General features: G+C 70.4%; 18 protein-coding genes. 12 read left to right on the top strand and 6 right to left on the bottom strand.

The annotated features are described in order from the left end of the window. Positions 1-96 precede the first annotated feature (96 nt). Complete coding sequence (locus tag ACWGJB_RS45945; RefSeq protein ID WP_351692127.1) at positions 97-534, bottom strand: DUF3052 domain-containing protein; 438 nt, start codon at positions 532-534, stop codon at positions 97-99. A 414-nt stretch (positions 535-948) separates the two neighbouring features. Here ACWGJB_RS45945 and aceE point away from each other — a divergent pair, with 414 nt between their 5' ends. Together aceE and ACWGJB_RS45935 are read left to right on the top strand one after the other, a co-directional pair. Continuing rightward, positions 949-3,696: a pyruvate dehydrogenase (acetyl-transferring), homodimeric type gene (aceE, locus tag ACWGJB_RS45940; protein WP_453385995.1), complete on the top strand. Its 2,748-nt coding sequence runs from the start codon at positions 949-951 to the stop codon at positions 3,694-3,696. Positions 3,697-3,810: 114 nt separating this feature from the next. Next, on the top strand, positions 3,811-4,659 hold the full coding sequence (locus ACWGJB_RS45935; protein WP_453385994.1) for a potassium channel family protein: 849 nt from the start codon (positions 3,811-3,813) through the stop codon (positions 4,657-4,659). A 79-nt stretch (positions 4,660-4,738) separates the two neighbouring features. Here the strand turns inward: ACWGJB_RS45935 and ACWGJB_RS45930 are convergent, their stop codons facing one another. Both ACWGJB_RS45930 and ACWGJB_RS45925 read right to left on the bottom strand, forming a co-directional pair. Then, on the bottom strand, positions 4,739-5,026 hold the full coding sequence (locus tag ACWGJB_RS45930) for a small hydrophobic protein (RefSeq protein ID WP_453386024.1): 288 nt from the start codon (positions 5,024-5,026) through the stop codon (positions 4,739-4,741). A gap of 261 nt (positions 5,027-5,287) precedes the next feature. After that, complete coding sequence (locus tag ACWGJB_RS45925) at positions 5,288-6,907, bottom strand: MFS transporter (RefSeq protein ID WP_453385993.1); 1,620 nt, start codon at positions 6,905-6,907, stop codon at positions 5,288-5,290. 66 nt (positions 6,908-6,973) lie between these two features. Here ACWGJB_RS45925 and ACWGJB_RS45920 point away from each other — a divergent pair, with 66 nt between their 5' ends. The 3 genes from ACWGJB_RS45920 (at position 6,974) to ACWGJB_RS45910 (ending at position 9,856) form a co-directional block, all read left to right on the top strand. Then, positions 6,974-7,609, top strand: coding sequence for a TetR family transcriptional regulator (locus ACWGJB_RS45920; protein WP_453385992.1), 636 nt, complete (start codon positions 6,974-6,976; stop codon positions 7,607-7,609). A 101-nt stretch (positions 7,610-7,710) separates the two neighbouring features. After that, complete coding sequence (locus ACWGJB_RS45915) at positions 7,711-8,928, top strand: alpha/beta hydrolase (RefSeq protein ID WP_453385991.1); 1,218 nt, start codon at positions 7,711-7,713, stop codon at positions 8,926-8,928. A gap of 67 nt (positions 8,929-8,995) precedes the next feature. Beyond that, positions 8,996-9,856, top strand: coding sequence for a DUF4429 domain-containing protein (locus ACWGJB_RS45910; RefSeq protein WP_453385990.1), 861 nt, complete (start codon positions 8,996-8,998; stop codon positions 9,854-9,856). Between the two features lie 7 nt (positions 9,857-9,863). Here ACWGJB_RS45910 and ACWGJB_RS45905 read toward each other — a convergent pair whose 3' ends face one another. After that, on the bottom strand, positions 9,864-10,331 hold the full coding sequence (locus ACWGJB_RS45905) for a MerR family transcriptional regulator (protein ID WP_453385989.1): 468 nt from the start codon (positions 10,329-10,331) through the stop codon (positions 9,864-9,866). Positions 10,332-10,437: 106 nt separating this feature from the next. Here ACWGJB_RS45905 and ACWGJB_RS45900 point away from each other — a divergent pair, with 106 nt between their 5' ends. Further along, positions 10,438-10,908 carry a GNAT family N-acetyltransferase gene (locus ACWGJB_RS45900; RefSeq protein ID WP_453385988.1) on the top strand — a complete coding sequence of 157 codons (471 nt, stop codon included), beginning with the start codon at positions 10,438-10,440 and terminating at the stop codon, positions 10,906-10,908. Positions 10,909-10,927: 19 nt separating this feature from the next. After that, the gene (locus tag ACWGJB_RS45895) at positions 10,928-11,752 is read left to right on the top strand and encodes a serine hydrolase domain-containing protein (protein ID WP_453385987.1); all 825 of its coding nucleotides are present in this window, start codon (positions 10,928-10,930) and stop codon (positions 11,750-11,752) included. A 195-nt stretch (positions 11,753-11,947) separates the two neighbouring features. Here ACWGJB_RS45895 and ACWGJB_RS45890 read toward each other — a convergent pair whose 3' ends face one another. Further along, a complete protein-coding gene (locus tag ACWGJB_RS45890) occupies positions 11,948-12,601 on the bottom strand; it encodes a pirin family protein (RefSeq protein WP_453386023.1) in 654 nt (217 codons plus the stop codon). 73 nt (positions 12,602-12,674) lie between these two features. Here ACWGJB_RS45890 and fasR point away from each other — a divergent pair, with 73 nt between their 5' ends. From fasR to fabF, 5 genes are all read left to right on the top strand, one after another. Further along, positions 12,675-13,880 (top strand): fatty acid biosynthesis transcriptional regulator FasR, encoded by a 1,206-nt coding sequence (gene fasR, locus ACWGJB_RS45885; protein ID WP_351731556.1) that lies wholly within the window; start codon positions 12,675-12,677, stop codon positions 13,878-13,880. 89 nt (positions 13,881-13,969) lie between these two features. Further along, the gene (locus ACWGJB_RS45880) at positions 13,970-14,890 is read left to right on the top strand and encodes an ACP S-malonyltransferase (protein ID WP_453385986.1); all 921 of its coding nucleotides are present in this window, start codon (positions 13,970-13,972) and stop codon (positions 14,888-14,890) included. 17 nt (positions 14,891-14,907) lie between these two features. Beyond that, positions 14,908-15,939, top strand: coding sequence for a beta-ketoacyl-ACP synthase 3 (locus ACWGJB_RS45875; RefSeq protein ID WP_453385985.1), 1,032 nt, complete (start codon positions 14,908-14,910; stop codon positions 15,937-15,939). Between the two features lie 91 nt (positions 15,940-16,030). Further along, positions 16,031-16,279 (top strand): acyl carrier protein, encoded by a 249-nt coding sequence (locus tag ACWGJB_RS45870; RefSeq protein WP_453385984.1) that lies wholly within the window; start codon positions 16,031-16,033, stop codon positions 16,277-16,279. A gap of 116 nt (positions 16,280-16,395) precedes the next feature. Next, complete coding sequence (gene fabF, locus ACWGJB_RS45865) at positions 16,396-17,658, top strand: beta-ketoacyl-ACP synthase II (RefSeq protein ID WP_453385983.1); 1,263 nt, start codon at positions 16,396-16,398, stop codon at positions 17,656-17,658. A 222-nt stretch (positions 17,659-17,880) separates the two neighbouring features. Here the strand turns inward: fabF and ACWGJB_RS45860 are convergent, their stop codons facing one another. Continuing rightward, positions 17,881-18,375 carry a DUF3145 domain-containing protein gene (locus ACWGJB_RS45860; RefSeq protein ID WP_123977426.1) on the bottom strand — a complete coding sequence of 165 codons (495 nt, stop codon included), beginning with the start codon at positions 18,373-18,375 and terminating at the stop codon, positions 17,881-17,883. Between the last annotated feature and the right edge of the window lie 37 nt (positions 18,376-18,412).

The following is an 18,412-nucleotide window of genomic DNA, read 5'->3' as shown; positions in this document are numbered from 1 at the left end:
TGGGGGTGGTCCCCCAGCTGGGGGGGGTCCTGGGGGGGGGCCCCGCGGGCGCGGGGGGCGGCGGCGGGGGCGCGCGGCCCCCCCCCCGGTCGGGGCTCAGCGCTTCTTGGCGGCGCCCTTCGGGGTCAGCAGCCGGCTGCCGTTCCAGTCCTTGCCCACGCTGACGCTCTTGGTCTGCGAGAGGCCGGCGGTCGTGGCCGCCTCGCCGATGTCGCTCGGCTCGACGTAGCCGTCACGGCCCGTCTTCGGAGTCAGCAGCAGGATCCAGCCGCCTTCCTCCATGTAGGTGACGGCATCCACCAGCGCGTCCGTCAGGTCGCCGTCATCCTCACGGAACCACAGCACCACGGCGTCGGCCACGTCGTCGTAGTCCTCGTCCACCAACTCGGTGCCGATGGTGTCTTCGATGGACTCGCGGAGTTCCTGGTCGACGTCGTCGTCGTAGCCGATCTCCTGGACCACCTGGTCTGGCTGGAACCCCAGCCTGACGGCAGGGGTGGTCCGCTCCTCCGCGTGGTCCGCGGTCGCGCTCACGGGTTGCCTCCTGATCATGTCTTGTTGATTAACTCAGCCACGCGCGTGCGCGAAGCATTGGCCGTAGTCCACACGGGCGGGACGGATCGCGCAAGTACCCGGCCGTTCAGACCGCCGAAACGGTGACGATCCCGGCCGTGTCGCCGCAACTCCCGGCACCGTATCGCAGACAGGTGTGGCACACACCACTCCCTTTTGCCCGCTATGTTCCTTTCGGAATCATCCTCACATACGTCGGTCGAACGAGTTTGCCAAACACGTCACACCCCGGGCGTATCGTTGCGTTTTGGCCGGGACCGAGTTACCTCACGGTAGAGATGACGTGCGCTGCCCCGAGGTGGACGATGGACAGCGGCGCAGGGATATGCAGGAAAACGCAGGGAATCAGTGCCCCTCTGACAGGTAAGGAACAGCGTGGCTTCCGGATCCGATCGCAACCCGATCATCATTGGCGGCCTTCCGAGTCAGGTTCCTGACTTCGATCCCGAGGAAACCCAGGAGTGGCTCGACTCGCTCGACGCCGCCGTGGACGAGCGCGGCCGGGAACGGGCCCGTTACCTGATGCTCCGCCTGATCGAGCGCGCCCGCGAGCGGCGGGTGGCCGTACCCGAGATGCGCAGCACGGACTACGTCAACACGATCCCCACCCGCGCGGAGCCGTTCTTCCCGGGCAACGAGGAGATCGAGCGCAAGGTCCTCAACGCGACCCGCTGGAACGCGGCCGTGATGGTCTCCCGCGCACAGCGTCCGGGCATCGGCGTCGGCGGCCACATCGCCACCTTCGCCTCCTCCGCGTCCCTCTACGACGTCGGCTTCAACCACTTCTTCCGCGGCAAGGACGACGGCCACGGCGGCGACCAGGTCTTCTTCCAGGGCCACGCCTCCCCCGGTATCTACGCGCGCGCGTTCCTGCTCGACCGGCTCGGCGAGGAGCAGCTGGACGGCTTCCGCCAGGAGAAGTCGAAATACCCGAACGGCCTCTCCAGCTACCCGCACCCGCGCTCCATGCCGGACTTCTGGGAGTTCCCGACGGTGTCGATGGGCCTCGGCCCGATCGGCGCGATCTACCAGGCGCGGATGAACCGCTACATGCACGCGCGCGGGATCGCCGACACCTCGAATTCGCACGTCTGGGCATTCCTCGGCGACGGCGAGATGGACGAACCGGAGTCGCTCGGCCAGCTGTCCATCGCCGCCCGCGAGGGCCTGGACAACCTGACCTTCGTCGTCAACTGCAACCTCCAGCGGCTCGACGGCCCGGTGCGTGGCAACGGCAAGATCATCCAGGAGCTGGAGTCGGTCTTCCGGGGCGCCGGCTGGAACGTGATCAAGCTGGTCTGGGACCGCACCTGGGACCCGCTGCTCGCCCAGGACCGTGACGGCGTGCTGGTCAACAGGATGAACACGACGCCGGACGGCCAGTTCCAGACCTACGCCACCGAGTCCGGCGCGTACATCCGCGACCACTTCTTCGGCGACGACCAGCGGCTGCGCGCGATGGTCGAGCACATGACCGACGACCAGATCCTGCACCTGGGCCGCGGCGGCCACGACCACCGCAAGATCTACGCGGCGTTCAAGGCGGCCACCGAGCACCGGGGCCAGCCGACGGTCATCCTGGCCAAGACGATCAAGGGCTGGACGCTGGGCCCGAACTTCGAGGGCCGCAACGCCACGCACCAGATGAAGAAGCTGACGGTCGCCGACCTCAAGGGCTTCCGGGACCGGCTGCACCTGCCGATCTCCGACCAGGAGCTGGAGTCCGGCGTGCCGCCGTACTACCACCCGGGCCGGAACTCGGAGGAGATCCAGTACATGCACGACCGGCGCAAGGGGCTCGGCGGCTACGTCCCGACCCGCGTCGTGCGCTCCCAACCGCTCGCCCTGCCGGACGACAAGACGTACGCGACCGTGAAGAAGGGCACCGGCCAGCAGTCCATCGCGACGACCATGGCCTTTGTCCGTCTCCTCAAGGACCTCATGCGGGACAAGGAGCTCGGCCGCCGCTTCGTACTGATCGCGCCGGACGAGTACCGCACCTTCGGCATGGACTCCTTCTTCCCGAGCGCGAAGATCTACAACCCGCTCGGCCAGCAGTACGAGTCGGTCGACCGCGACCTGCTGCTCGCCTACAAGGAGTCGCCGACCGGCCAGATGCTGCACGACGGCATCTCCGAGGCCGGCTGCACGGCCTCGCTGATCGCGGCGGGCTCGGCCTACGCCACCCACGGCGAGCCGCTCATCCCGGTCTACGTCTTCTACTCGATGTTCGGATTCCAGCGCACCGGCGACCAGTTCTGGCAGATGGCCGACCAGCTGGCGCGCGGTTTCGTCCTGGGCGCGACCGCCGGCCGTACGACCCTGACCGGTGAGGGCCTCCAGCACGCCGACGGCCACTCCCAGCTGCTCGCCTCGACGAACCCTGGCTGTGTGGCCTACGACCCCGCGTACTCGTACGAGATCGCGCACATCGTCCAGGACGGCCTGCGCCGGATGTACGGCGGCGACGCCGAGCACCCGCACGGCGAGGACGTCTTCTACTACCTGACCGTCTACAACGAGCCGATCCGGCACCCGGCCGAGCCGGCCGACGTGGACGTCGAGGGCATCCTCAGGGGCATCCACCGGATCAGCGCGGGCACGGACGGCACCGTCCCGGCGCAGATCATGGCGTCCGGTGTCGCCGTGCCCTGGGCGATCGAGGCGCAGCGGATCCTCGCCACGGACTGGAACGTGAAGGCCGACGTCTGGTCCGCCACCTCCTGGAACGAGCTGCGGCGCGAGGCCGTGGCCTGCGAGGAGCACAACCTCCTTCACCCGGAGGAGGAGCAGCGCACCCCGTACGTGACGCGCAAGCTGAGCGGCGCCGAGGGTCCGTTCGTGGCCGTGTCCGACTGGATGCGATCGGTTCCGGACCAGATCGCGCGCTGGGTGCCGGGCACGTACCAGTCGCTGGGCGCCGACGGCTTCGGCTTCGCCGACACGCGCGGTGCGGCGCGCCGGTTCTTCCACATCGACGCGCAGTCGATCGTGGTCGCGGTGCTGACCGAGCTGGCCCGTGAGGGCAGGCTCGACCGCTCGGTGCTCAAGCAGGCCATCGACCGCTACCAGCTGCTGGACGTGACGGCGGCGCACCCGGGCGCGGCGGGCGGCGACGCGTAGCCGCTGCGCTCGGCTTCGGCCGGGGCAGGCGGTGGGGAGCTGCGGGTCCGGTGGGGGCCGGTCGCGCAGTTCCCCGCGCCCCTTTGGGGCGCGGACGATGCCTACGATGCGCACATGGAGGAACAGTCCGCGCAGGCGCGTTGGGAACAGCTCACCCAACGGCCGTTGCTGGCGCTCGCGGTGGCCTTCGCCGTCGCCTACGCGCTGCCGATCGTGGACAGTTCCGCAGGGCATGACCTCACCGCCGCGTGCACGGTGGCGGAGTGGGTGGTGTGGGGTTCGTTCGCTCTCGACTACCTCGCACGGCTGGCTCTGGCGCCCCGGCGCAAGGAGTTCGTGCGGACCCACTGGATAGACCTGTGCGCGGTGGTGCTGCCGCTGCTCCAGCCGCTGCGGCTGCTGCGGCTCGTCGCGACGCTGACGCTGGTGGGGCGGCGGGCCCGGATGGCCTCGCAGATCCAGCTGACGACGTATGTGGTGGGCGCGGTCGTCGGACTGCTGATGTTCGGGTCGCTGGCCGTGCTGTCGGTGGAGCGGGACTCTCCGAACGGGAACATCCGGACGCTGGGTGACGCCCTGTGGTGGTCGTTCACGACGATGACGACGGTGGGGTACGGCGACCACGCACCGACGACCGGGCTGGGCCGGATGATCGCGGTCGGCCTGATGCTGTCCGGGATCGCCCTGCTGGGTGTGGTGACGGCGAACATCGCGACATGGTTCATCGCACGGTTCGAGAAGGACGACGTGGAGGAGCGCCGGCAGACGGAGGCGATCGGGATGCTGACCGAGGAAGTACGGGCGCTCCGGGCGGAGGTCGCTGCCCTGCGCGAGGGGGTGGGGGCCGAGGTCACGGCGTTGCGCTCACCGGCGCTGACCGGGTGCCGCTGCGCCCCCCCGTGCCACCTGGGGGTCCCCCCAGGCCTTTCGGGCTCTGGGGGAGGCGCGACCGCCCGCGGCTGAGGCGCCCCTTCAGGGGCGCGGGGCTGTGTCGATTTGCGGCTCCGCCGCGTGGGCGCGAGCGACCCCCACCGGGCCGCAGCTACAGCGAGACGCCACCCAGCCACAGCAGTGCCAGCAGCGTGTCGATCGCTCCCAGCACCACCGCCACCAGCGCCGGTATGGAACTCTTCGGGTTCCATACCCGGCCCATGGAGAGCCAGCCGCACACCAGTGCCGCCGGCCCCAGCACGATCCCCAGTGCGAAGAAGCCGACCACGGCGAATATCGTGCCGATGATTCCGAGCGTGCCACGGTCCAGCCCGGTCCGCGCACCTGCCCGGCCGCGTGAACGGGGGTATCCGCGTGTTCGTTGCCCGAAGCTCGCCATCATCAACTCCCTGGTCTCCATGGACTGTTCGGGTGCGATGACCGGGTACCCCTGTTCCGCGTCCGCAGACCTGCCCGCGCGCTGCCCCCCTCCAGCAGCGCGCCGCGGCCCGGCTGCCCTCCCATGCCCTGCGGAGGACTTGACCCACTGTGACCTGCGGCGCGCGCCGAGTGCGAGGAATCTTTAGCGGGGTCACCCTGATAGGGGAACTCCGCCAAAAGAAACCGGACATACCGGCCTGCGCGGTGCGCTGAACCCGCGTCAGACGTGCCCGACGCCCGCGCCGGCGTCCGCGTTCTCGCCGCGCTTGGTGAGCAGCGCGACCAGGATCGCGACCGCCGCCACACCCGCCGCGACCAACGAGGCGAGGCTCATGCCGGAGATGAACGTGTCGTGGGCGACGTCGGAGATCTTCGCGGCGATCTCCGCGGGCGTCCCCTTGGCGACCGGCGCGACACCGACCTGGACCGCCTCGGAGGCCTGCGCCAGCTGCGCGTCGGTCAGCTTCGGCAGCCCCGCGTCGGCCCAGTTGCCCGGCAGGTCGCTGTCGACCTTGGAGGCCATCACGGCGCCCAGCACGGCCGTACCGAGGCTGCCGCCGATCTGCATCGCGGCCTGCTGGAGACCACCGGCCACACCGGACAGCTCCATCGCCGCGTTGCCGACGATGACCTCGGTGGCGCCGACCATGACCGGCGCGAGGCCGAGGCCGAGCAGGGCGAACCAGATGGACATCGCGCCGCTGCCGGTGTCCGCCTTCAGGGTGGACATGCCGTACATGGCGATCGCGGTGGCCGCCATGCCGCCGGCCAGCGGGATCCGCGGGCCGAGCTTGGTGATCGCGGCGCCGGCCAGCGGGGAGCCGACGATCATCATGCCGGTGAGGGGCAGCAGATGGAGGCCGGCGTCCACCGGGTCCATGCCGTGGACGTTCTGGAGGTAGAACGTCACGAAGAACAGGCCGCCCATGAAGGCGATGGCCATCAGGACCATCAGGACCACGCCCGCGGAGAGCGGGACCGAGCGGAACAGGGTGAGCGGGATCAGCGGCTCCTTGACCCTGGTCTCCCAGAAGGAGAAGAGGGCGAAGCCCAGCACCGACACGGCGATGAACGTCCACGTCAGGCCGGCGCCCCAGCCCCAGCTCGGCGCCTTGATGAGCGCCCAGACCAGGCAGAACATCGCGCCGGAGAGCAGGGCGATGCCGAGCAGGTCGAAGGAGCGCGGCGCGTTCTCAGCGCGGTGGTCACGCAGGATCAGGACGCCCAGGACGAGGGCGAGCAGGCCGACCGGCACGTTGATGAAGAACACCGACTGCCAGCTGACGTGCTGCACCAGCACACCGCCGAGGATCGGGCCGCCCGCGGTGGAGGCGCCGATGACCATGCCCCAGATGCCGATCGCCATGTTGAGCTTCTCGGCCGGGAAGGTGGCCCGCAGCAGGCCCAGCGCGGCCGGCATCAGCAGTGCGCCGAACAGGCCCTGGAAGACGCGGAAGGTGACGACCAGGCCGATGCTGTCGGACAGGCCGATGGCGCCCGAGGCGGCCGCGAAGCCGACGACGCCGATCAGGAAGGTCTGGCGGTGGCCGAAGCGGTCACCGAGCTTGCCTGCGGTGATCAGGGAGACCGCGAGGGCGAGGAAGTAGCCGTTGGTGATCCACTGCACCTGGGCGAAGGTGGCGCCGAGGTCCTTCTGGATCGCCGGGTTGGCGATGGCCACGATGGTGCCGTCGAGGGCGACCATCATGACCCCGACGGCGACGGTGATCAGGGTGAACCAGGGGTGGCCGCGCAGGCCGGAGGCCGGCGGCTGTTCCGGCAGGGCTGTAGGTGTTACGTCCCCCGACCCCGCCGTGTCGATCGTGGTCTGACTAGTCATACGATCGAGGCTAGTGACAGCCGCTGACAGTTGACAAACAAAATCACTAGTCAGTAACTGTCAGACATGGAAACGCTGCGCGAACGCAAGAAACAGCGCACCCGGGACGCGCTGCTGCGCAACGCGCTGGAGCTGTTCGTGACCCGGGGCTACGAGCACACCACCGTCGACGAGATCGCCGAGTCCGTCGACGTCTCGCAGCGCACCTTCTTCCGCTACTTCGCCAGCAAGGAGGACGTGGCCTTCTTCGTGCCACGGCTCACCGAGGCGCACTACGTCGAGGCGGTGCGCCGGCGCCCGGCCGTTGAGCCCCCGCTGGAGGCGCTGCGCCGGTCCGTCATGGACAGCTGGGACAGCATCGAGGAGGCCATCGAGCGGTACGTCCCGGTGGAACTGCTGATGCGCACGTACAAGATGATCGAGGCGACGCCGGTGCTGTTCGCCGCCCATCTGCGGCGCCAGTCGGAGACGGAGGAGGAGATCGCGCGGATCATCGCCGAGCGGGAGGGCGTCGACCCGGACACCGACCCGCGGCCCCGGCTCGTGGTCGCCGTGTTCGGCGCGGTCATCCGGGTCACCGAGCGGCACTGGTCGGTCGGCGACGACTTCAGCGTCACGGCGATCCGCGAACTCACCGCGTCGTACCTCGACCAGGTGGGACCGGCGCTCACCGGGAACTGGCGCGAGCGCCCCGCGATCTGAGACGGGCCACACGAGTCGTGATCGGCCACACGTTTGCCGAAACGTGATAACTGTCACTCAGTTACCGCGAGACCCCTTCGTTCTCCTAGTGTGTCCTCCCAGTGACTTCCTTCGACACCTCCCCGCCACTGAACGTCTGGCGCGCGCTGCTCGCCCTGGCCGTGGTGTTCGTGATGCTCGCGACCACCGGCTGGACGGCCATGCGCACGCACCGCGAGACCACCGCCATGCAGACCTCCCTCGACAAGTGGGAGCACGGCAGGCTGCGCGGTCTCCACCTGCCGGACCCGGAGGCGTCCCCCGCGCTGCTCACCCGTTTCTTCGCCACGCTCACCGTGCAGGAGCGCGACCGGCTCATGCACCGCTACCCGCTCGCGGTCGGCAACATGAACGGTGCCCCGGCCGCCCTGCGCTACCGGGCCAACCACATCGCCCTCGACCAGCAGCGCGCCGTCGAGAAGAAACGTATGCACGACCCACGGCTCACCGCGGCCGGACAGCAGGACGCGGGCCGCCGGATGCACCGCTACGAGGCGCTGATGGCGAAGGGCCGGCAGATCCTCGCCTTCGACCCGGACGGCAGCGGCCGGGTCGCCGAGGTGTTCGGCGACCTCACCAGGGCCGAGCGGATCTCCGTCGTCGTCCCCGGCGTCGACACCGACCTGCTCACCTTCCAGCGGACGAACCGTCAGTACACCGCCCCGGTCGGCATGGCCAAGGCGCTGTACAAGGCGGAGCACACGGCGAGCCCCTCGACCCGTACGGCGGTGATCGCCTGGGCCGACTACACCGCGCCCGACGGTCTCGGCGTGGGCGCGGCGACCGGCACGGCCGCCGCGCAGGGCGCCGTACGCCTCAACGCGCTGCTGGGCGCGCTGCCCGGCGAGGCGCCGGTGTCGATGTTCTGCCACAGCTACGGCTCGGTGGTCTGCGGGGTGGCCGCGCACGACATGCCGGACCGGGTGTCCGACATAGCGGTGGCCGCCAGCCCCGGGATGCGGGTCGAGAACGCCTCGCACCTGGACACCTCGGCCCGGGTGTGGGCGATGCGGGACGCCACCGACTGGATCCAGGACGTCCCCTACTTGGAGCTCGGCGGACTCGGCCACGGCGCCGACCCCGTCTCCTCCTCCTTCGGGGCACGGGTGCTGTCGGCGCACGACGCACAGGGACACGCCGGCTACTTCGAGCCGGGCACGGACAGCCTGCGCAACCTCGCCGACATCGGGGTTGGCGCGTACGGCGCGGTGACGTGTGCCCACGACGATGACGGGTGCCGGGCGGGTTTGTCCGGCACGTTGATGGCCGGACGCGCGTAGAGACAGCAGGAAGTGCGGTATGCGCGGGGATGGGACTGGGAAGCACGTGCCGCATACGATGAGCCGCATGGGTGACGTACTGGCCGGATTTCATGCCGCCTGGGAGTTCGAGTCCGACTCCGTGCTCATCCGCTACGAACGGGGGATTCGCACACCCAGGCTCTTCCAGACGCTGGGGGAACGCCGGGTGCCGTTCGCCGCGCTCGCGGGGGTGACGCTCGCTCCCGGCAAACGGGGCACCGTGGTCCTGCGAGCCGAGCCGCGCCCGGGCGCCGATCCCCTCATGGAGGCCGCCGCCGGGCAGCTGAAGGACGGCAGCGACCCCTACCGGCTCGTCCTCCCGGCCGAGCGGGAGACCCTCGCGGAGTACTACGCCGACGAACTGCGGCCGCTGCTCACCGAGTCCGCGTCCGAACCGGCCGAAAGGTTTCTGGTGGCCGCGCCCGAGGCGCCCCGGCAGTTCAAGGCGTACGACGGCAAGGCGAGCTTCGACGGCCGGGCCGTGCACTTCCGCTGGTCGTGGACGGGCGCGTCGACGGCCAAGTGGAAGGCCGGCGACCAGCGCTTCGCGGTGGCCGACCTCGGGGGCGTGGAGTGGCGGTCCCCGGAGGTCTTCGAGGGGCATCTGCGGCTGCTGCGCCGCGGGGACCTGACGGGGGCGGCGCCCGCGGTCCCGGCCGACCAGGATCCCGCGACCGTGGTGTTCGGGCTCGGGTACGGGCCGGTGCACGAGTCGTTGCCGTTCGCCGCGGCGGTCCTGGAGGCGGTACGGGCCAAGGGCGGGGCCGCACTGCCGGCGTCGGCGGGCCGGCGGGACCCCGCCGACGTCGCGGAGCGGATTCGGCATCTGGGCGAACTGCACGAGGCGGGGCTGGTCACCGACGAGGAGTTCGCCGCGAAGAAGGCGGAGTTGCTGGCCGAGCTGTGAGGGCGCCTCAGCTCCCGCCCGTCCCGTAGAAACTGATCTTCCGGTCCAGCACCGACAGGGTGTCGTGCAGCTCGGCGATCCGGGCCACGACGTCCCTGCGTGTCTGTTCCAGCAGCTCCCGGCGCTCCGCGTAGGTGCCGTCGCCCTCCCGTACCAGCTCCGCGTAGCGGACCATGTCCGCCACCGGCATCCCGGTCAGCCGGAGCTTGGTCACGAAGTCCAGCCAGTCCAGGTCGCTGTTGCTGTAGCGGCGCTGGCCGGTGTGGGAGCGGTCGATGTGGGACATCAGCCCGATCCGCTCGTACCAGCGCAGGGTGTGGGCGGTCAGTCCGGTGAAGGCGACGACCTCGCTGATCGTGTAGTGGTCCTGGCCCTCGGGGCGCGGATGCCGGCGGGGCGGAGCGGAACAGATGTCGGCGGGTGCGCGGTCGGACTGCTGAGTGGGCGCCGCGGTCGAGGTCTGCATCACCGTCATGACCCAACGCTATGACCTTGGAGTGCGCTCGAAGCAAGCGGAACCCGGTAAGACGGTAAGAAATGCGGGCGACGCGGGGGACGGCCGATGACTACCGTGCGCGGGTATGAGTCTCGTACGCCGTGCCAGGCCCGAGGACGCACCGGAAGTGCTGCGTCTGCGCCAGATCATGATCGACGCACTGCCCGGTGGGGACGCCACCACCCACTGGCACGCCCTGGCGCTGCCGGGGCTCCGGGAGAGACTGGGCGAGCCGGACGGGGACTTCGCCGCGTTCGTCGTCGACCACCCGGACCGGCCGGGGGCACTGGCCGCGCTGGTCGTCGGAACCCTCGACTACCGGATCGGCAAGGCGTCCAGTCCGCACGGGCGCTCCGGATACGTCTTCAGCGTGGCCACCGACCCGGACGCGCGTCGCCGCGGGTACGCGCGCGCGTGCATGGCGGAACTGCTGGCCTGGTTCCGCGAGCGGGGCGCCGGGCAGGTCATGCTGACCGCGTCCGCCGAGGCCGAGCCCCTCTACGCCGCGCTCGGCTTCGTCCACAAGCCGGACCCCACGATGACCCTGACGCTCTGATCCGCTTAGGCTCGTCGGCATGTCCTTGCAGAGCCTTGCGTTGATCGAGAACTGGCCGGTCCCCACCGCGGCGGCGGGTGCCGTACGGGCCGACGGGACGGTCCTCGGCACCCACGGTCCGGCCGGGCAGCGCTTCCCGCTGGCCTCCGTGACCAAGCCGCTCGCCGCGTACGCGGTGCTCGTCGCGTACGAGGAGGGGGCGGTCGAGTTCGACGAGCCGGCCGGTCCCGAGGGGTCGACGGTACGGCATCTGCTCGCGCACACCTCGGGGCTGGCCTTCGACGAACACCGGGTGACGGCGCCGCCCGGGGAGCGGCGGCTGTACTCCAACGCCGGGTTCGAGGTGCTCGGGGACCATGTCGCCAAGGCGACGGAGATGCCGTTCGGCGAGTATCTGCGGCAGGCGGTGCTTGAGCCGCTGGGCATGACGTCGACGTCCCTCGAAGGGTCACCGGCGAAGGACGGCGCCTCCTCGGTCTCCGACCTGCTCCGCTTCGCGGCGGAGTTGCAGGCGCCGAGGCTGCTGGACCCGCGGACGGTGGCCGAGGCGACGCTGACCGTCCAATACCCCGGGACGAAGGGCGTGTTGCCGGGGTACGGCCACCAGAACCCGAACGATTGGGGCCTGGGCTTCGAGATCCGGGACTCCAAGTCCCCGCACTGGACGGGCGGTTCATCCTCCCCCCGCACCTTCGGCCACTTCGGCCAGTCGGGGACGTTCCTGTGGGTGGACCCCGAAGCGGGCGTGGCCTCCGTGGCCCTGACGGACCGTGCGTTCGGCCCCTGGGCGGTCGAAGTGTGGCCGGCGTTCACGGACTCGGTGCTGGCGGAGCTGCGCGGCTGAGCCCTGCCGGGGCCCGGGGGGGGACGCTTACCGGCGCTGACAGGTTGCCGCCCGCGCCCACCCGTGCCGCCCCGCGGCACGCCTGCCCGCGGCTGGATGAGCTGAGAAGAAACGGCGGCTGCAGCGGCCCCATGAGGGGCGCGGGGAACTGCGCGAACGGCCCCCACCGGGCCCGCGGCCGGACAACGACCGTCGCTACCCCGCCATCTCCCACAGCAACAACTCCGCGTCCGTGATCCCCGACGCGTCCAGGTCCTTCGCGTCGGCGACCCGCACCGAGTCCCCCGCCCCCAACGGCTCCCCGCCCACCCGCGCTTCCCCCCGCACCACGTGCACGTACACATACGCCCCGTCCGGCACCGCCGTCCGCTCCCCCGCTCCCAGACGGCGGACGTGCAGCATCGCGCCGGCCTCCGGGACCGCGTACGGGGTGGAGTCGGCGATGCCGCGGACGATGTCGTACGACGGCTCGCCGCCGGGGCGTACCGGGGCCAGCCACATCTGGACGAACACCAGCGGCTCCGCCCCGGCGTTGCGCTCCACATGGCGGACGCCCCCCGCCGAGCTCAGCCGCTGCACGTCTCCCCGGCGCACCACCGTCTCGTTGCCCGCCGAGTCCCGGTGGGTCAGCTCGCCCTCGACCACCCAGCTCACGATCTCGGTGTGGCTGTGCGGATGCTCGTCGAAGCCGGCGCCCGGTGCCAGGCGCTCCTCGTTGCACGCGATGATCGCGCCGAAGCGGAGGTTGTCGGGGTCGTAGTGCGGCCCGAAGGAGAAGGCGTGGCGGGACTCGATTCCGGCTGCCGGGTCTCCTCCGGGGTAGCGCTCAGTCGCGCGCCGTACGTCCATCACGGAACCACCGTAGACCGCAGTCGGCACCCGGCGGCGCACGCTCCCGTCCGGATAAGGCAGTCTTGTCCCCGTGCCCGAACCCGTAACGCGCAAGTCCGACCCCTCGGCTCATGCAGTCCACCAGCACTCCGCGACCCTGAAGCGGCTGGAGAAGTCGTCCGGCAGTCTCGCCGCCCAGGCCATCGCACGGATGGACGAGACCCTGCCGTGGTACCGGGCCATGCCCCCGGAGAACCGCTCCTGGATCGGGCTCGTCGCCCAGGCGGGTATCGCGGCCTTCACCGAGTGGTTCCGGCACCCCGACGCACCCCAGGCCATCTCCACCGACGTCTTCGGGACCGCCCCGCGTGAGCTGACCCGGGCGATCACGCTGCGGCAGACCGTGGAGATGGTGCGGACGACCATCGAGGTCATGGAGAGCGCCATCGACGAGGTGGCGGCCCCCGGCGACGAGCGGGTGCTGCGGGAGGCGCTGCTGGTCTACGCCCGGGAGATCGCCTTCGCCACCGCCCAGGTGTACGCGCAGGCCGCCGAGGCACGCGGTGCCTGGGACGCCCGGCTGGAGTCGCTGGTCGTCAACGCGGTGCTGAGCGGGGAGGCCGACGAGGGGGCGGTGAGCCGGGCCGCCGCGCTGGGCTGGAACTCGCCCGAGCATGTGTGTGTCGTACTCGGCACCGCCCCCGACGGGGACAGCGAGCTGACCGTCGAGGCCATCCGGCGGGCCGCCCGGCACGCCAAGCTGCAGGTCCTCACCGGGGTGCTCGGGGACCGGCTCGTGGTCATCGCGGGCGGCAACGACAACCCGCTGGCCGTCGCCAAGTCGCTGATCGGGCCCTATGCCGCCGGTCCGGTGGTCGCGGGGCCCGTCGTACCCGATCTGCTGGCCGCCACCCGGTCCGCGCAGGCCGCCGCCGCGGGGCTGAAGGCCTGTTCCGCCTGGCAGGACGCGCCGCGGCCGGTGCTGGCGGACGACCTGCTTCCGGAACGCGCCATGGCAGGCGATCCGGGGGCGCGCGAGCAGTTGGTGGAGGAGATCTACAGACCGCTGGAAGAAGCGGGTTCGGCGCTGCTGGAAACGCTGAGCGTCTATCTGGAACAGGCGAGCAGCCTGGAGGGCGCGGCCCGGATGCTCTTCGTCCACCCGAACACCGTGCGCTACCGGCTTCGACGTGTGACTGACGTCACCGGATGGTCGCCGTCCGATGTACGATCCGCCTTCACGCTGCGGATCGCGCTGATCCTGGGGCGTCTGGTCGATGGAGATCCCCAGCCATAGGATTTTGTCGGGGGTCCACAAAACCCCCTCGTGTTCTTCGTCCCTGTCCCCACGGGCGGCCGTGGGGTTCCCCAAGAGAGAGTGTGAGAGTGCTCGTACTCGTCGCTCCCGGCCAGGGCGCCCAGACGCCTGGCTTCCTGACTCCCTGGCTCGAACTCCCCGGTGCCCAGGACCGTTTGCGTGAATGGTCCGACGCCATCGGGCTCGATCTGGTGCACTACGGCACGAACGCCGACGCGGACGAGATCCGGGACACCGCGATCGCGCAGCCGCTGCTCGTCGCCGCCGGGCTCCTGTCCGGCGCGGCACTCGGTGCCATGACGGACATCGCGCCGGGCGCGGTCGCGGGGCACAGTGTCGGTGAGATCACCGCCGCCGCCTTCGCGGGCGTCCTGGACGACACCGACGCGCTGCGCCTGGTCCGCAAGCGGGGTATGGCGATGGCCGAGGCCGCCGCGATCACCGAGACCGGTATGTCGGCGCTGCTCGGCGGCGACCCGGACGTGTCGGTCGCGCACCTGGAGAAGCTGGGCCTGACCCCGGCGAACATCAACGGCGCCGGTCAGATCGTGGCCGCCGGCACCCTGGAGCAGCTCGCCGCGCTGAGCGAGGACAAGCCCGAGGGCGTCCGCAAGGTCGTCGCCCTCAAGGTCGCCGGTGCCTTCCACACGCATCACATGGCGCCCGCGGTCGACAAGCTGGCCGAGGCCGCCAAGGAGCTCATCCCCGCCGATCCGAAGCTCACCTACGTCTCCAACAGGGACGGGCGGGCCGTCGCCTCCGGCGACAAGATCGTGGAGCGGCTGGTCGGGCAGGTCGCCAACCCGGTCCGCTGGGACCTGTGCATGGAGACCTTCCAGAAGCTCGGCGTGACCGCCCTCCTCGAGGTGTGCCCCGGCGGCACCCTGACCGGCCTGGCCAAGCGCGCGCTGCCCGGCGTGAAGACGCTGGCGCTGAAGACCCCCGACGACCTCGACGCGGCCCGCGAGCTCATCGCCGAGCACAGCTGAATTAGGAGCCCACTGCGATGTCGAAGATCAAGCCCAGCAAGGGTGCCCCGTACGCGCGCATCCTCGGCGTCGGCGGCTACCGCCCGACCCGCGTGGTGCCCAACGAGGTGATCCTGGAGACGATCGACTCGTCCGACGAGTGGATCCGGTCGCGCTCCGGCATCGAGACCCGGCACTGGGCGGGCCCCGAGGAGACGGTCGCCGCGATGTCGATCGAGGCGTCCGGGAAGGCGATCGCGGACGCGGGCGTCTCCGCCGAGCAGATCGGCGCCGTGGTCGTCTCGACCGTCTCGCACTTCAGCCAGACCCCGGCCGTGGCGACCGAGATCGCCGACAAGCTGGGGACGAACAAGGCCGCCGCCTTCGACATCTCCGCCGGCTGCGCGGGCTTCGGCTACGGCCTGACGCTCGCCAAGGGCATGGTGGTGGAGGGTTCCGCCGAGTACGTGCTCGTCATCGGCGTGGAGCGGCTCAGCGACCTGACCGACCTGGAGGACCGGGCCACGGCCTTCCTGTTCGGCGACGGCGCGGGCGCGGTCGTGGTCGGCCCCTCGCAGGAGCCGGCGATCGGCCCGACGGTGTGGGGCTCCGAGGGCGACAAGTCGGAGACCATCAAGCAGACCGTGCCCTGGGACCGGTTCCACGTCGGCGACGTCACCAACCTCCCCCTCGACAGCGCCGGGAACATCAAGTTCCCCGCGATCACGCAGGAGGGCCAGGCGGTGTTCCGCTGGGCCGTGTTCGAGATGGCGAAGGTCGCTCAGCAGGCGCTGGACGCGGCCGGAATCAGCGCGGACGACCTGGACGTCTTCATCCCGCACCAGGCCAATGTGCGGATCATCGACTCGATGGTGAAGACTCTCAAGCTGCCGGAGCACGTCACGGTCGCCCGTGACATCCGCACCACCGGCAACACCTCGGCCGCCTCGATCCCGCTCGCGATGGAGCGGCTCCTGGCGACCGGAGAGGCGAAGAGCGGCGACACCGCGCTCGTCATCGGGTTCGGGGCGGGTCTCGTCTACGCCGCCACTGTCGTTACCCTCCCCTAGGCACTCCGTGCCGGATCATGCATCCGGTACCGGAAACGCCGCCAGCAACACCGCAGCAACCGTCTGGAACATCTAAGAAGGAGCGCCTGACATGGCCGCCACTGAGAAGGAGATCGTCGACGGTCTCGCCGAGATCGTGAACGAGATCGCCGGGATCCCCGCGGAGGACGTCCAGCTGGACAAGTCCTTCACCGACGACCTGGACGTCGACTCGCTGTCCATGGTCGAGGTCGTCGTCGCCGCCGAAGAGCGCTTCGACGTCAAGATCCCGGACGAGGACGTCAAGAACCTGAAGACCGTCGGGGACGCCACCAACTACATCCTCAAGCACCAGGACTGAGTTCCCGCCGGGTCCCGGGCGGCATGCCCGGGTACCCGGCAGGTTCCCGGACTGCGAGGCCCCGCCACCCGGCGGTGGCGCCGTCGAATCCCGTATCCGTTGGAGAAAGAATTCCCGTGAGCCCGACCAATCGCACCGTGGTCGTCACCGGTATCGGCGCAACCACACCGCTGGGTGGCGACGCAGCTTCGTTCTGGGAGGCCCTGACCGCCGGCAAGTCCGGTGTCCGCCTCCTGGAGAAGGACTGGGCGGCCGAGCTGCCCGTCCGTATCGCGGCACAGATCGCCGTCGAACCGGGCGAGATCATCCCGCGCCCGCAGGCCCGCAAGCTGGACCGGTCCGCGCAGTTCGCGCTGATCGCCGCCCAGGAGGCCTGGAAGGACGCCGGTTTCACCGCCAAGGCCGGTGAGGACTCGTCCGCCAACCCCGACCGGGTCGGCGCCGTCATCGCCTCCGGCATCGGCGGTGTGACGACCCTGCTCGACCAGTACGACGTGCTCAAGGAGAAGGGCGTACGCCGTGTCTCCCCGCACACCGTGCCGATGCTGATGCCCAACTCGCCGGCCGCGAACGTCGGTATCGAGCTGGGTGCGCGCGCCGGTGTGCACACGCCCGTGTCGGCCTGCGCCTCCGGCGCCGAGGCCATCGGGTACGCCATCGAGATGATCCGCACCGGGCGTGCGGACATCGTCGTGGCCGGCGGCACGGAAGCGGCGATCCACCCGCTGCCGATCGTGGCGTTCGGCAACATGATGGCGATGTCCAAGAACAACGACGACCCCGAGGGTGCGTCGCGTCCCTACGACTCCGGCCGTGACGGCTTCGTCCTCGGTGAGGGCGCGGGCGTGATCGTCCTGGAGTCCGAGGAGCACGCGAAGGCGCGCGGGGCGCGGATCTACGTCGAGGCGGTCGGGCAGGGCATCTCCGCCGACGCGCACCACATCACGCAGCCGGAGCCCTCGGGCAACGGCATCGCGCACGCGCTGCAGAACCTGCTCGACAACACGGATCTGAAGCCGGCCGAGATCGTGCACGTCAACGCGCACGCGACGTCGACGCCGCAGGGTGACGTGGCCGAGATCAAGGCGCTGCGGAAGGTGTTCGGCGACGACGTCGACCACATGGCCATCTCGGCGACGAAGTCGATGACGGGTCACCTGCTGGGCGGTGCGGGCGGTATCGAGACCGTCGCGTCGATCCTGGCGCTGGTGAACCGTACGGCTCCGCCGACCATCAACCTGGACAACCTCGACCCCGAGGTCAACGCGGATGTGGTGTCGGGTAAGGCGCGTGCTCTGCCCGAGGGGCGGATCGCCGTGCTGAACGACTCGTTCGGGTTCGGTGGGCACAACGTGGCGCTCGCGTTCAGGACCGTGTGAGGTTCGTCGCCGTGAACGGCGGGTGGCCCGGACTCCCTGTTGGAGTTCGGGCCACTTTGCGTTTCGTTGTCGGCTGACCCGCCGGTGGGAGCTTGTCGCGCAGTTCCCCGCGCCCCTAAAGGGGCGCTCGCCCCTGGTCTTTTGGGGGCGCGGGGCTGTATTTGATGTGCGGCTACCGCCGCGTGGGCGCGATCAGCCACGACGGCGCCGCGGCATCCGGCGTCAGACCACCTGGTGGAGCCAGCGCACCGGGGCGCCTTCGCCGGCGTACCGGAACGGCTCCAGTTCGTCGTCCCAGGGCTTGCCGAGGAGTTTGGCGATCTCGGCCTCCAGGTCGGTCTCGCCGCGCTGTGAGCGGGTCATCGCGGCCCTCAGGCGGTCCTCCGGGATCAGGATGTCGCCGTGGATTCCGGTGACCGCGTGGAAGATGCCCAGATCGGGGGTGCAGCTGTAGCGCTCGCCCTCGGCCTTCGCGCAGGGCTCGGCCGTGACCTCGAAGCGCAGCAGGTGCCAGCCGCGCAGTGCGGAGGCGAGTTTGGAGGCGGTGCCTACCTCGCCCTGCCAGGAGAACTCGGAGCGCCAGGTGCCGGGGGCCGCCGGCTGCCGGATCCAGTCGAGGTTGACGCGCGTGCCGAGCACCCCGGCGACGGCCCACTCGACGTGCGGGCACAGCGCGCGCGGCGCGGAGTGCACGTACAGAACTCCACGTGTCGTCACCGGAACCTCCGGGCAGAGCGGGACATCTTGCTGGCTG

It is taken from the genome of Streptomyces sp. NPDC054813 (assembly GCF_053611365.1).
Note: the sequence above shows the minus strand (reverse complement) of the source record. Positions and strands in the feature narration are given on the sequence as shown.